This is a genomic window from Phascolarctobacterium sp. (assembly GCF_045124115.1).
Taxonomy (GTDB): domain Bacteria; phylum Bacillota; class Negativicutes; order Acidaminococcales; family Acidaminococcaceae; genus Phascolarctobacterium_A.
This window is the reverse complement of sequence record NZ_JBGVLF010000030.1, coordinates 1-14,032: the sequence shown is the minus strand read 5'-3', so window position 1 is coordinate 14,032 and position 14,032 is coordinate 1. Positions and strand designations below refer to the sequence as shown.

General features: G+C 43.3%; 16 protein-coding genes. 15 read left to right on the top strand and 1 reads right to left on the bottom strand.

Annotation, left to right across the window (positions count from 1 at the left end; genetic code table 11):
• Positions 1 to 57: 57 nt before the first annotated feature.
• The 14 genes from ACJMM4_RS04255 to ACJMM4_RS04190 all read left to right on the top strand — a co-directional run bounded on the left by ACJMM4_RS04255 (position 58) and on the right by ACJMM4_RS04190 (position 11,784).
• Positions 58 to 1,305, top strand: coding sequence for a pyridoxal phosphate-dependent aminotransferase (locus ACJMM4_RS04255; protein WP_405380076.1), 1,248 nt, complete (start codon positions 58 to 60; stop codon positions 1,303 to 1,305).
• A gap of 1 nt (position 1,306) precedes the next feature.
• Positions 1,307 to 2,971, top strand: a complete 1,665-nt coding sequence (locus ACJMM4_RS04250; protein WP_405383228.1) for a nucleoside kinase — start codon at positions 1,307 to 1,309, stop codon at positions 2,969 to 2,971.
• Between the two features lie 160 nt (positions 2,972 to 3,131).
• On the top strand, positions 3,132 to 3,485 hold the full coding sequence (gene ylxM / locus ACJMM4_RS04245; RefSeq protein WP_405383226.1) for a YlxM family DNA-binding protein: 354 nt from the start codon (positions 3,132 to 3,134) through the stop codon (positions 3,483 to 3,485).
• A 6-nt stretch (positions 3,486 to 3,491) separates the two neighbouring features.
• On the top strand, positions 3,492 to 4,841 hold the full coding sequence (gene ffh, locus ACJMM4_RS04240; RefSeq protein WP_405383224.1) for a signal recognition particle protein: 1,350 nt from the start codon (positions 3,492 to 3,494) through the stop codon (positions 4,839 to 4,841).
• 49 nt (positions 4,842 to 4,890) lie between these two features.
• Positions 4,891 to 5,163 carry a 30S ribosomal protein S16 gene (gene rpsP, locus ACJMM4_RS04235; protein WP_405380068.1) on the top strand — a complete coding sequence of 91 codons (273 nt, stop codon included), beginning with the start codon at positions 4,891 to 4,893 and terminating at the stop codon, positions 5,161 to 5,163.
• A gap of 25 nt (positions 5,164 to 5,188) precedes the next feature.
• Positions 5,189 to 5,416 (top strand): KH domain-containing protein, encoded by a 228-nt coding sequence (locus ACJMM4_RS04230; RefSeq protein WP_405380066.1) that lies wholly within the window; start codon positions 5,189 to 5,191, stop codon positions 5,414 to 5,416.
• A 16-nt stretch (positions 5,417 to 5,432) separates the two neighbouring features.
• Positions 5,433 to 5,837 carry a YlqD family protein gene (locus tag ACJMM4_RS04225; RefSeq protein ID WP_405383222.1) on the top strand — a complete coding sequence of 135 codons (405 nt, stop codon included), beginning with the start codon at positions 5,433 to 5,435 and terminating at the stop codon, positions 5,835 to 5,837.
• A 3-nt stretch (positions 5,838 to 5,840) separates the two neighbouring features.
• Positions 5,841 to 6,344 carry a ribosome maturation factor RimM gene (rimM, locus tag ACJMM4_RS04220; RefSeq protein ID WP_405380062.1) on the top strand — a complete coding sequence of 168 codons (504 nt, stop codon included), beginning with the start codon at positions 5,841 to 5,843 and terminating at the stop codon, positions 6,342 to 6,344.
• The gene (gene trmD / locus ACJMM4_RS04215) at positions 6,341 to 7,171 is read left to right on the top strand and encodes a tRNA (guanosine(37)-N1)-methyltransferase TrmD (RefSeq protein ID WP_405380060.1); all 831 of its coding nucleotides are present in this window, start codon (positions 6,341 to 6,343) and stop codon (positions 7,169 to 7,171) included. The genes rimM and trmD overlap by 4 nt, the downstream gene beginning before the upstream one ends.
• On the top strand, positions 7,164 to 7,739 hold the full coding sequence (locus ACJMM4_RS04210) for an RNA methyltransferase (protein WP_405380058.1): 576 nt from the start codon (positions 7,164 to 7,166) through the stop codon (positions 7,737 to 7,739). The genes trmD and ACJMM4_RS04210 overlap by 8 nt, the downstream gene beginning before the upstream one ends.
• Before the next feature lie 24 nt (positions 7,740 to 7,763).
• The gene (locus tag ACJMM4_RS04205; protein ID WP_405380056.1) at positions 7,764 to 8,111 is read left to right on the top strand and encodes a cupin domain-containing protein; all 348 of its coding nucleotides are present in this window, start codon (positions 7,764 to 7,766) and stop codon (positions 8,109 to 8,111) included.
• Positions 8,112 to 8,861: a hypothetical protein gene (locus ACJMM4_RS04200; RefSeq protein ID WP_405383221.1), complete on the top strand. Its 750-nt coding sequence runs from the start codon at positions 8,112 to 8,114 to the stop codon at positions 8,859 to 8,861.
• A gap of 175 nt (positions 8,862 to 9,036) precedes the next feature.
• Positions 9,037 to 10,599: a type I restriction-modification system subunit M gene (locus tag ACJMM4_RS04195; RefSeq protein WP_405383219.1), complete on the top strand. Its 1,563-nt coding sequence runs from the start codon at positions 9,037 to 9,039 to the stop codon at positions 10,597 to 10,599.
• A gap of 3 nt (positions 10,600 to 10,602) precedes the next feature.
• A complete protein-coding gene (locus ACJMM4_RS04190; RefSeq protein ID WP_405383217.1) occupies positions 10,603 to 11,784 on the top strand; it encodes a restriction endonuclease subunit S in 1,182 nt (393 codons plus the stop codon).
• Positions 11,785 to 11,874: 90 nt separating this feature from the next.
• Here the strand turns inward: ACJMM4_RS04190 and ACJMM4_RS04185 are convergent, their stop codons facing one another.
• Positions 11,875 to 12,396, bottom strand: coding sequence for a hypothetical protein (locus ACJMM4_RS04185; protein WP_405383215.1), 522 nt, complete (start codon positions 12,394 to 12,396; stop codon positions 11,875 to 11,877).
• Between the two features lie 149 nt (positions 12,397 to 12,545).
• Between ACJMM4_RS04185 and ACJMM4_RS04180 the strand changes: the two genes are divergently transcribed.
• Positions 12,546 to 14,032, top strand: a 1,487-nt coding sequence (locus tag ACJMM4_RS04180) for an RNA-binding domain-containing protein (protein WP_405383213.1), incomplete at its 3' end; no start/stop codon positions are given.

The following is a 14,032-nucleotide window of genomic DNA, read 5'->3' as shown; positions in this document are numbered from 1 at the left end:
AATTTGTTAGCTATATGTATATTTTTATAGATATATAAAATTTAGGAGGTAACTATTATGGTAATGTCTATTGCTGCAAAACATGCGAAGGGTAAAGCTGCCCAAGATAAGATTTTTGGTGCTAACGCAGCCGCTGTGGCTGCAGCTGCTAAATATGGCAAGGATGCCGTAACCAACGCTACTATCGGCGCTATCTTGGACGAAGAAGAAAAACTGGTGTGCCTGCCCACTGTAGAAAAAGTATTCCGTGGCCTGCAAACCAATGAATTGATTGCTTATGCTCCTATTAGCGGTCTGCCTGAATATTTGGATTGCGTAGTGACTGCTGCTTTCGGTGAATCCCGTCCTGATGCATATCTGGCTGCAGTTGCTACTGCAGGCGGCACCGGTGCTATCCACCATGCTATTTGGAACTATTTGGATGAAGGCGAAACTGCCCTGTGCTCCGATTGGTATTGGGGCGCTTATAAGGTATTGTGCGACGATATGGGCCGCAAATTTACCACCTACAAAATGTTGGACGAAAACAACAAATTCAATCTGGCTGCACTGAAAGCTAAGATTGACGAACTGCTGGCACAACAAGACAACCTGCTGTATCTGCTGAATACTCCTGCACATAACCCCACTGGATACAGCCTCAGCGAAGAGGATATGGACGGCGTGTTGGCAATTTTGAAGGAAGCAGCTGCTAAACCCGGCAAAAACGTTGTTTTCTTCTTGGACGTTGCCTACATCGATTATGCAGGTGAAAAAGAAGAAGTTCGCAAAATCTTTAAGAAACTCAGCGGTTTGCCTGCAAACCTGCTCTGCATCGTTGGCTACAGCATGTCCAAAGGCTTCACCATGTACGGTCAACGTACCGGTGCTATGATCGGTATTTCTTCCGATAAGGACGTTATCAAAGAATTTGAAGATATTAACCAATACACCAGCCGTGCAACCTGGTCCAACATCAACCGTCCTGCAATGCGTACTTTGGCAACCATTTACAGTGATTCCGAACTGTTGGAGAAAGTTTGCCAAGAGCGCGACTACTACTACCAAATGATTAAAGCTCGTGCTGATCTGTTCACCAAAGAAGCTAAAGAATGCGGTCTGCCTATGCTGCCCTATGTAGCAGGCTTCTTCATTTCCATTCCTGCTAAAGACAGTGATGCAATCTGCACTAAGCTCCATGACGACAATATTTTTGCAGTACCTTTGGCTGCAGGCGTACGTGTAGCTGTTTGCGCAGTGCCCCTGAAGAAGATTGCCGGTATGGCTGCCAAGATTAAGGCTGCTATGCAGGCTGTGGAGCACTAAAATGTTGACCTGGAAGCTGCCTAACGGGCAGCTACGCCAAGTAGAGGAGGGGAGCTGCCTGCTTCCCTTCGCTCAAGAATTAAAGGACAGCTTTGTTTCTCCTGTGGTAGAAGGCATTTTCAATGGCGAAGCCGTTGATTTGCAACGTCCGCTCCATGAAGACGGCGATATGGGCTTTATCGAAGTTAACTCCTCCGAAGGTATGCGTGTATACTCCCGCACTTTGCTTTTTATGCTTTTGGTAGCGTCAAAAAAGCTTTATCCGGAAGTAGCCTTGGAAGTGCGCAATACTCTTGGAAGCGCCCTGTTCTGCTATGACCAAAGCAGCCATAAGCTGACTGGAGAGGATATTAAAGCCATTGAAGCATATATGCGCAAGATGGTGAAATCCAAGGAACGCATTACTTATAAGCAGATTACCAAAAATACTATTCCTGCTTCTGCTATGGAAGCAATTTCTGAAGATAAAAAGGCTTTGTTGGATCAACTAGCTGATGATGCTCTGCTCAGCCTGTATTTCTTAGAGGGAACGCCAGGATATCTCTTTGGCGCACTGTGCCCGGATTGCAGTTACGTACCCAATTTTGAACTTTTACCCTATAAAGATGGCGTAATTTTAAACTATCCTGATACAGGAGATTGGACGCATTTGCCTCCGTTTGAGGATAAACCTAAGCTCAATGAAGCGTACCAAGAAGCCGAAGAATGGTCTGCTATGATTCATTGCAATACTATCGGTAAACTGAACAAGTATATCGAAGCAGGTTATGCTGATAAGATTATTCAAATTGCTGAAGCGCTTCATGAGAAAAAACTGGCAAGCATTGCCGATATGATTGCCTCCCGTCGTGATGAGGTTAAGCTGATTTTGATAGCAGGACCTTCTTCCAGTGGCAAAACCTCCACTGCCCAACGCTTGAGCATTCAATTGGCAGTAAATGGACTCTATCCTATGCCCATATCCATGGACGACTACTACAGAAACAGAGTTGATACTCCGCGCAAAGAAGACGGTAGCTACGATTTTGAATGTTTGGAAGCAATTGACTTGGCACTCTTTAACGACCACTTGCAACGCTTGTTGGCAGGGGAGAAGGTCAAGCTGCCGAAGTACAATTTCCGCACCGGTTGCCGTGAATATCGCGGTAAAGAACTGCAGATGACGGAAAACTCTGTGCTGGTTGTGGAAGGCATTCATGGTTTGAACGAGCGTCTGACTGAATCCATTCCTGCTAATAGAAAGATTAAAATTTACGTCAGCGCCTTGACTCCTATGTCTTTTGACGAGCATAATCGTATTCATACTACGGATGCACGTCTGCTGCGCCGCATGGTACGTGATAGCCAGTTCCGCAGCCATGATGCTGTGGCTACTTTAAGTCTCTGGCAGGATGTACGCGATGGCGAAGAAAAATATATCTTTCCCTTCCAATGCAGTGCGGACGTTATTTTCAACACTACGCTGATTTATGAATTGGCGGTAATGAAAAAGTACGCAGTGCCTTTGCTGGAGGCTGTGCCTCGTACCAGTGGCAAGGCATATCTCACTGCCCGTCGTCTTTTAAACATGCTCTACTATGTTAAAGAGATGGACGAAACCGCCATTCCCAACAACTCTATTCTCCGTGAGTTTGTAGGAGGCAGCATCTTCAAGGATGCTTTGTAAAAACTAACTGCATAAACTTTTTTGCCCCCGGACTGCAAAGGTTCGGGGGCTTTTGTAAAATTTATTTTATAATTTTAATGTTGACAAGTAAAAATACTTGACAAAGCAGAAGATTTCCAGTATACTATCAAAGTCGAGTAAATTGAGCCGAGGTAGAATCATGTCAGCAGAAGAAATTTTTGAGCAAAGAATGCGCCTGGGCAGACTGTTTGATATCTATGGCGGCCTGCTGACGGAAAAGCAACGGACCTGTTTGGGACTGTACTTTTACGATGACCTGTCCTTGAGTGAGATTTCTGAGGAACTGGGCGTATCCCGCCAAGCAGTCCACGACTTGCTGAAAAGAGTGGAGCAGATCTTAGAGCGTTACGAAACGACCTTGGGCGTTCTTGCCAAGGAAGAAGCGTTGCACGAGGAACTGCACCGAGTAAAGGAGCTGCTTGCTCCTTGTGATAGAGCGAAAAATGACGAAGCTGCAGGTATTTTAGACAAGCTGTGCGGCGAAAGTAGGTAAAGCTAAATGGCATTTGAAAGTTTATCTGAAAGATTACAAAATGCGCTGAAAATGTTCCGTGGCAGCAATAAGCTGACTGAGGAAGATTTAAAAGCCCCTCTGCGCGAAGTGCGCATGGCGTTGTTAGAGGCCGACGTAAACTTCAAGGTTGTTAAAGACTTTGTAGCGAAGGTTAAAGAACGTGCCTTGGGCGTAGAAGTTGGCGAAGGCTTGAGCCCCCATCAACAGATTATTAAAATCGTTAATGAGGAATTAATCGAGCTTTTAGGTGGTACCCAAAGTAAGTTGGCTGTAGCTCAAAAACCGCCCACCATCATCATGTTGGTAGGTCTGCAGGGCGCAGGTAAAACTACTACCGCTGGTAAGCTGGCTAACTATCTGAAGCGCAAACACAAGAAACCTTTGCTGGTAGCAGGCGACGTTTATCGTCCCGCAGCTATTACCCAGTTGCAGGTTTTGGGCGAACAGCTCAATGTGCCTGTATTCACCTTGGGCGATAAGGTTTCCCCTGTAGAGATTGCTGAAAAAGCAGTGGAAAAAGCTCATACGCTGGCTTGCGATACGGTTATCATCGATACCGCCGGCCGCTTACATATTAATGAAGAGCTCATGGACGAATTGCGTAACATCAAAGGCGCTGTTCATCCTGACGAAATCCTGTTGGTTGTAGATGCTATGACCGGTCAGGATGCCGTAACCGTAGCCGAAAGCTTTAATGGCGAATTGGGCATTGACGGCTTAATCGTTACTAAGCTGGATGGTGACGCACGCGGCGGTGCCGTTCTGTCTGTTAAGGCAGTAACCGGCAAACCTGTAAAGCTCATTGGTTTGGGCGAAAAGCTGGATGCTTTGGAACCCTTCCATCCGGATCGTATGGCTTCCCGTATCCTTGGTATGGGCGATATCCTGACCTTGGTAGAAAAGATTCAATCTACTACGGATTTGGCAAAAGCCATGGAAATGGAAAAGAAACTGCGCAAAGATGAATTCACTTTAGAGCAGTTCCTGGAGCAAATGCAACAGGTTAAAAAATTGGGTAGCTTGGAAACTATTCTGGGCTTAATCCCCGGTATGGGCGGTATCAGCCAAAAGCTGAAAGAAGCTAATGTGGACGAAAGAGAATTTGACCGCATCGAAGCTATCATCCGTTCCATGACCCTCAAAGAAAGACGTAACCCTGACATCATCAACGGTAGCCGTCGTAAACGTATTGCCCAAGGTTGCGGCATGCGTGTACAAGACGTTAATAAGCTGCTGAAAAACTTTGAAGAAAGCAAGAAGATGATGAAGCGTATGCAGGGTATGGCTAAATTCGCTTCCAAAGGCGGTTTTAAAATGCCTTTTGGACATAAATAATCAAAAGTTCCATGTTGTTTGAGATATATTTAAGGAGGTGACTATCAACATGGCAGTAAAAATTCGTTTAAAACGTATGGGCGCTAAAAAAGCTCCTTTCTATCGTATCGTCGTAGCAGACGCTCGTTCTCCTCGTGACGGCAGATTCATCGAATCCATCGGTTACTATGATTCCACCGTTAACCCGGCTAACGTAAAAATCGATGCAGAAAAAGCTATGGACTGGATGTCCAAAGGTGCACAACCTACCGATACCGTTAAGAACCTGTTCAGCAAAAACGGCATCATGAAAGCTTTTGCAGAAGCTAAAGCTGCAAAATAATTTTTAAAAGAGAGGCGTGATCTACATGAAAGAATTGGTAGAAGTAATGGCCAAGTCTCTTGTTAGTAATCCCTCTGCAGTAGTGGTGGAGGAGGAAATTACCGGCTCTACAACGGTACTCCGCCTCCATGTCGCTTCTGAAGATATGGGTAAGGTTATCGGCAAACAAGGCCGTATTGCCAAAGCTATCAGAACTGTTATGAAAGCAGTAGCAACCCGCGAAAATGTCAAAGTTATTGTTGAAATTATTTAATTGAGGACGGTATACTATGGATAGAATGTTTGTTAGGGTTCCTGTTGCTGTTAAAGCGAAAGTAACTGAAGACTTAAAACTGAAAATTATTGGAGATCTCCAAAATACCATAAAAAATATGGAGCTTGATTTGGAACAATTTGAGTTCCAAGCAAAGAAAGCTTTGCACCAAGCTGCCAGCGATTTGAGCATGCTTCCGGCTTTGCGTGAACAAATCGATATGGAAAGAAATAAACGCACTGCAGCAAAAGCAGAAGCTGAAGCTAAGTTGAAAAGAGCTGAAGCTTTGGAATTGGGCGCTGAAATCGGTCATGGTACCTTAGAACGTACTGTAGAAATCACCGTTGGCACCAATCTGGATGCTTTGATGGGTGCTGAAATCCTCACCGAAGACGGTAAGGTTATCGCTTTCCGCGAGTAATCCATGCAAAACCAAATAGTAATTGGCAAAATTGTCGCTCCGCACGGTGTGCGGGGCGATATTCGTATATTACCCCTTACTGAGAAGCCGGAACAATTTTTAGATTTAGATTACCTGCTGTTGTCCGATGGCCGTAAGCTCACTGTAAAAGCTGCACGCTTCCATAAGCGTATGGTTTTGGTGACGACAGAGGAAATCAAAAATATGAACGAAGCAGAACTGCTCCGTGATAAGGAAGTATTGATTAAAGCTGAAGACCTGCCCCAATTGGAGGAAGGCCAGTTCTACGTAGCTGATTTGGTGGGTCTGCCTGTTTTTGATACGGAGGGCAAGCAAATCGGTACCTTTAAGGATTCCTTGAGCACCGGTAGCAACGATGTTTACGTGATTGCAGTACCCGGGGAGAAGGATATCCTGCTGCCCGCATTGAAAATTTATGTCAAAGAAATCAATCTGGCAGAAAAGCGCATTGTGGTAACTTTGCCTGAATGGGTTGATGAAGAATGAAATTCTTATTTGTAACTTTATTCCCTGAACAAATAGAACAGGCTGCTTCCCATAGCATTATCGCCCGTGCTGCAGCTAAGGGCTTGATTGAAGTCAGCTGTATCAATCCTAGGGACTTTACCCACGATAACCACCGCACAGTAGATGATACGCCATTCGGCGGTGGGGCAGGCATGGTTTTAAAACCGGAGCCCATGGTAGCTGCCATCCGCAAGGCGAAGGAGCAGCTGCCCAATGCCCGCGTTATTGCTATGTGTCCCGGTGGTCGCACTTTGAAGCAAAGTATTGTAGAGGAGTACGCTCACTCTGGTCAAGACTTTATTTTTGTCTGCGGACATTATGAAGGCTTTGACGAGCGCATTTTTAATTGGGTGGACGAAAAGCTGTCCATTGGTGACTATGTGCTTACCGGTGGGGAAATGCCTGCTTTGATCGTTATGGATGCTATTGCCCGCTTTATTCCCGGTGTGTTGGGCAAACTCGTCAGTGCGGAGGAAGATTCCTTTAGCACCGGTTTATTGGAATACCCCCAATACACGCGTCCTGTTAATTTTGAAGGATTGGAAGTGCCGGAGGTACTGCGTAGCGGCAACCACGCTTTAATCGAAGCTTGGCGCTTGCAGGAGTCTTTGAAGGCTACCTACTTCACCCGCAGGGATTTGCTGAGCCAAGAGCAATTGCAGATGATTGAAGGCAAGCTGCCCTACAAGATGAAAAAAGCTGAGCGCAAGTTTTGGGAAGAACTGCGTGGAAAAATTGCTGCTGCCAAAGAAGCGCAGGCACCTGTTGCAAATAGCGTAGCAATAGAGGAGCAGGACAATGGCTGAGCTGTACGTGGGCTTAGTCCACTATCCCATTTATAACAAGCGGATGCACGTCATTGCCAGCGCTGTTACTAATTTTGATATCCATGATATTTCCCGTACCTGCAGGACTTATGATGTCAAGCGCTATTACTTGATTCATCCTAAGGATTCCCAAAAGCTGATCATCCAAAAAATCCTGAACTATTGGCAGGAAGGCTACGGACGGACATATAATCCTGACCGTTCCGATGCTTTGGACAGGGTACATTGGATTGCAGATATTGCTGCTGCCGCTGCTGATGTGGAAGCGCGCACGGGCAAGCGTCCCTATATTGTGACTACGGATGCCCGCGTTTATCCCAATACTGTGTCTTACGGCTTTATGCGCAAGCAGTTGCAGGAGGGAGATAGACCTATTCTGCTACTTTTTGGCACAGGCTTTGGCATTGAAGCAGAAGTTATGAAAAGCTTTGATTATATTTTGGAGCCTGTTTATGGTTCCTGCGATTATAACCACTTATGTGTGCGCAGTGCTGTGGCCATCATTTTAGACCGCTTGGCTGGCGAACCCTGGTGGGAAAAAGCGTAAGTTATTTTTAGGGAGGTTTTACTTATGTTGATTAAAGAAACTAAAACCGACATTAGCACCAATCGCTTCGGCGGTAACGGTGATGTAATCATTGAGCATTACATTGACGAAGCTATGCTTAATGACAGTGTAGTGATGTATGCTAAGGTTACTCTGAAACCGGGCTGCAGCTTGGGCTACCATGCCCATAACGGAAACAGCGAAACTATCGTGGTGCTGCAAGGTACTGCAGAATATAACGACAATGGTACGCCTATGACCTTGCATGTAGGTGATACTGTACATTGCCCCAGCGGTGAAAGCCATTCCATTGGCAATGCTGCTGATGCAACGGAAGATTTGCTGCTGCAAGCCTTGGTTATTAAAAAATAAATGCAGATGGACGTATATAGCTTTACAACTATCTACGCTCGGGCGGTGGAGCTGGCGGAGGCAATGCCTACGTCGGCTTCTCTTGTTTATAGGGAAGGTTTAGTCTACCGTACATATGGCAAATATGATGTGACTGCGGTAGTACGCCAAGGGCGTAAGCTACTAGTGCAGCTTGATACTTTTCAGCCTATACCGGAACAGGTAGTTTTTGCTAAATGGCAGGGCGAATACCGTACCTGGCAGAAGAAAGTGCATTTGCTAAAGAATACAGCTTTGCTCCATGGTGCTCTAACGGAGCAGGGAAGTATTACCTTGTATAAGGACGCCCTTGCGTATGAGTGCGAACTGTGTGGTTATGATTTGACCGCATATAGCAAGTCCGTGCTAATCCACGAGTGCTGTCACTACCTACAGCGTGAAGCTATGGGGAAAGAGCAATGGTTTGGCACAGGTGCCAACATTGATGCTATGCGGACGGTGAAGGAGACCTTGGCGGAGTTCCTGCGTTACTATTGGTGCTTAGAGCACGGGCAGCGGAAAATGGCGGAAGATATTGCAGCAAGCTTAGTGGGGAGCAAAGTTTACTATCCCGGGTGGCCCTACGCGGGGGCGCAGGTGCTGATTGCGTTGCACCACAAGGATGCAGCGACGGCTGAGGCACTTTTCGAGCGTATGTGGCACTTGTCAATCCACGATTGGTATGGAGCGTACAGAGCGCTGGAAGAAGCGGAAGAAAAGAATATTGTCTAGAAGATTCCTGAGTATTGCAAAATACTTGGGAATTTTTCTATTTATGTACTAAAACACAGTACCTGTCCATCTTTTAGCCTTTATGGCTTTTTTGTTTTGTGGTAGAATTAAGGCATATAATTATGAATTTTTGCAATTAGCTTGCGTATTATATACATATTTGGGAGGATTTACCATGGCAGATAATATTAAGGAACAAGAACGTGCGGAGCTGCACCGCACTATTTGGAGCATAGCTAACGATTTGCGTGGCAGTGTGGATGGTTGGGACTTTAAGCAATATGTTTTGGGTATGCTGTTCTACCGTTATATTTCTGAGAATATTACAAGTTATATAAATGGGATGGAGCAGGAAGCAGGGGAAAAAGATTTTGACTACGCATTGCTTGCTGATGATGTAGCAGAAGAAGCACGAGCAAATATGGTGGAAACGAAAGGTTTCTTCATCCTGCCCAGCGAGCTTTTTGAAAACGTGCGCAAACGCGCCAAAGATGACGACAACCTGAACGAAACGCTGGAACGCATTTTCAACAACATTGAGGCATCCGCCCAAGGAACGGAAAGCGAAGACGATTTCAAGGGATTGTTTGATGATTTGGATGTCAACAGCAACAAATTGGGCGGTTCTGTGGGCAAGCGTAATGAGCGTTTGGTAGCTTTGATGAACGGTGTTGCCGATATGAAGCTAGGGAACTATAAGGATAATACTATTGATGCTTTTGGCGATGCCTACGAGTTTTTGATGGGTATGTACGCTTCCAACGCAGGTAAAAGCGGTGGCGAATATTTTACGCCTCAAGAGGTGTCGGAGCTGCTGACGCGGATTGCGGTTGTCGGCAAGACGGAGATTAACAAGATTTATGACCCTGCCTGCGGGTCCGGTTCTCTTTTGTTGAAGGCTTCCAAGATTTTGGGCAAGGATGCGGTGCGCCAAGGTTATTATGGTCAAGAAATTAATATTACTACATACAACCTGTGCCGTATTAATATGTTCCTCCATGATATTGATTATGACAAGTTTGATATTGCTCATGGCGATACGCTGACGGAGCCAATGCACTGGGATGATGAGCCCTTTGAGGTGATTGTTTCTAATCCTCCTTATTCCATAAAATGGGAGGGAAGCGACAACGCTGTGCTGATTAATGATCCGCGTTTTGCTCCTGCAGGCGTGCTTGCGCCTAAATCCAAGGCTGATTTGGCGTTTATTATGCATTCCCTCAGTTGGTTGGCGACGGATGGCACTGCTGCCATTGTTTGCTTCCCCGGTATTATGTATCGTGGGGGTGCAGAGCAAAAGATTCGCAAGTATTTGATTGATAACAACTTTATCGACTGCGTAATTCAATTGCCTGACAACCTTTTCTATGGCACTTCTATTGCTACCTGCATTATGGTTTTGAAAAAGAGCAAGAGCGACAACAGTACGCTGTTTATTGATGCTAGCAAGGAGTTTGTGAAGGTTACGAACAGCAACAAGCTGACTGCGGAAAATATTGCTACTATCCTTGGTTATTACACGGAGCGTACTGATAAGGATTATGTTTGCCGTTTAGTGCGCAATGAAGAAATTGCGGAGCAGGACTACAACCTTTCCGTCAGCACTTATGTTGAGCAGGAAGATACCCGTGAAAAGGTGGATATTGTGAAGCTCAATGCGGAGATCAAAGAGATTGTGGCTAGGGAAGAAGTGCTGCGAGCAGAGATTGACAAGATCGTGGCGGAGATTGAGGGTTAGAGTATGAGTAAGTTACAAGAGTTGATAGAGGAGCTTTGCCCTGAGGGGGTGGAGTATAAAGAACTTTCTGGTATTGCTAAGGTTTTGCGTGGAAAGCGCTTAACTAAACAAGAGTTAAGTGAGAATGGTACTTATCCTGTTTATCATGGGGGGTTAGAACCATTAGGTTATTACAGTGAATATAATAGAGATGCAAACATGGTAATGGTTATTAACGTAGGGGCTTCCGCTGGTACGGTGGGATTTTGTACCACTCCTTTTTGGTCTTCCGATGGGTGTTTTACGTTGAAATGTGATGAAAACATCGATAATAAGTATTTATATTATTATTTGGTAAATAATGAACGACACTTTCAATCTAGAGTTAGAAGAGCAGGAATACCAACCTTGGATAATTTAGTTGTAGAGAAGTTTATAATTCCTGTTCCTCCGCTACCAGTGCAATGTGAAATTGTTCGGATATTAGACAATTTCACAGAGCTAGAAGCAGAGCTAGAAGCAGAGCTAGAAGCTCGTAAAAAACAGTATGAGCACTACAGAAATGCCCTTCTAAGTTTTGAAGATGATGGCGTACAAGGGGATGTACGTTGGATGAAGTTAGGGGATATTGCTACAGATATCTTCAGAGGTTCTGGAATAAAAAGGGATGAAGTTACTGAAGATGGTTTTCCTTGTGTTAGATATGGCGAAATTTATACTACTTACAATATTTGGTTTGATAAATGCGTATCTCATACAGATGAAGAAAAAATACAGTCAAAGAAATATTTTGAGCATGGTGATATTCTATTTGCAATTACTGGAGAAAGCGTAGAAGAAATTGCGAAGTCTTGCGCTTATGTAGGGCATGATAAATGCTTAGCTGGTGGAGATATTGTTGTTTTAAAACACAACCAGAATCCGAAATATTTGGCTTATGCGTTATCTACTACTAATGCTCAAACTCAGAAAAGCAAAGGGAAAGTTAAGAGCAAAGTAGTACATGCAAGTGTAAGTGATATAAGCAAAATAATTGTTCCAATTCCTTCGATGGAAGAGCAAAATAGAATAGCTGATATCCTTGACCGCTTTGACGCTTTGTGTAACGACCTCACTAGCGGTCTGCCTGCGGAAATCGCTGCACGCCGGAAGCAGTACGAATACTACCGCGACAAGCTGCTGACCTTCAAAGTAAAGGAGGCATAAGGCAAAAAAGGCATAAAAAAAGAGGGCGCGTAAGCGCCCGAAAGGAAAGCAATGCAATTCACGAAAGGATCGATGCATTGGGATATATAGCTAGGCTACAATAGCCTTAACTTGCTCTAGAGGAAGGTCTGTAACTTGAGCTATAGTTTCATCGCTCATAGTTTTAAGGGATTTAAGCTTTTTGGCAGTAGAGAGGGACTTTTTCAGCATACCTTCTTTTATGCCTTCTGCTTCTCCTTCCGCTCTGCCTTTAGTTATACCTTTTGCTTCACCGTCGTCTACACCATTGTCATATATTGATCTAAAAAAATCCTCCGCACTTTGTTCATATTGCCTACTAGAGGAGGGCTTAGTAGAATGCTCTAAGCAGGTTATAGTATAAAATGGGGTATCAATATTTTTTACTTGTTCAATTGTGAGGGAAGTAACTTGTGCAATAGTTTCATCACTAATAGCAGTACTATTTTTTAGACTTTTTGCAATCTGTAAGGCTTTCTTTAACATTCCTTTAGCAATTCCTTTAGCCTTACCTTCGGCTATACCAATGGATATACCTCTTTCTTCGCCATCGGCAAAGCCTTGATCATAAATGTGTTTGAAAGCGGTTTTCATAATACGCATTCCTCCTATTGTTGAATTGCGTTACTTTAAGGTTCTTTAGTTATATTATAAAGTGGGAAAAACGCTTTTGCAATAGGTGCAGCAAGTACAGTTCAAAAGATTCTGAAAATACTAGATTCTGAAATAGGGAGTGAAAATGATTGAATGCAGAAGAAGTATTAAAACTAATAGAAAAAGGTGAAACAGCTACAGTTGAATTTAAATCATGGGAAAAAGCTAAAAATTTCAAAGAACGCATCGAATTAGCACTACCTGAGATAATAGCAATGGCTAATAGCAGTGGAGGACAATTATTTTTTGGTGTAGAAGATGTAACTGGTGAAATTAGTGGGTGTAAGAATTATGATGTTCAAAATATAATTGAATCTATTTATGATAAAACTGTACCGCACCTTTTTGTAGAAGCAGAAACCGTTGAAATTGCTGGTAAAATAATAATCGTGATTAGCGTAAAAAATGATAATGTAATTTATGCAACTTCGGATGGTCGTTGCTATAAACGTCTAGGAAAGAATAGCAAGCCATATTATCCACAGGAGTTAAGTCAACGTTATGATGCTTGGCAAAATGATGACTTTTCTAAACGCATTATATCTAAAAGCACAATTGAGGATATTGATTTGTTAGAAGTTTATAAGTTGAAAGAACGTATAGGTATACGTGATTCTGCTTCAACTCTTACAGATATGAATGCAATTCCGTTTTTACATGATTTAGGATTATTGGTAAATGATGGTGATATTGAACGATTGACCGTTGCGGGTCTACTGTTTGTTGGTAAAGAAACATCTCTAAAAAAATTATTACCACAGCATGAAGTTATTTATTTGCATTATAGTGATGGAAATTCTGAGGAATATGATGCTCGCCTTGATATGAAGCAACCAATCATAACTATATTAGATAGGCTCACTGAGAAAATACAAGATAAGAATACCATTATAAATATACAAGTAGGCCTTTACCGCCTGGAAGTAGTGGATTTTGCTGAAAAAGTCTTTCAAGAAGCTTTGCTCAATGCGTTAACACATCGTGATTATCAAAGTCAAGGAGCGATTTATGTTCGACATTATCCAGACAAGCTAATCATTGAAAATCCAGGTGGATTTATTGGCGGTGTAACGCCTAACAATATCATAACGCATCCTTCTGTTCCTCGTAATAAACTTGTTGCTGAAACACTTCAACAATTAAAATATGTTCAGCGTGCAGGGCAGGGAGTTGATTTGATTTATCGTGAAACTCTTTCCATGGGCAAAGAATATCCAAATTTTTCTGATGCGGGAGATTCTGTAAGATTGACCATTGAAGGAACATTGCAAGATCCTGATTTCGTAAAATTCTTATCGATAACACAGGACGAAATGAATAAATTGTTTTCATTAAATGAAATTATGGTGCTTCGTTACCTTCTTGATAATAGCAAAATAATGCTTAAAAAAGGTATGGAAATTACTCAAAGCTCAGAGAATGAAGTTCGTAAGGCTTTAAATAATTTACTGAAAAACGGGCTAATAGAACATGCTGGCCGTCAATATATGTTGACCCAAAAAGTTTATACTGCACTTAAAACTGAGGTAGAATATACTAGGGATTTAGTGATAGATTATATTAAAGCTAAAAGACT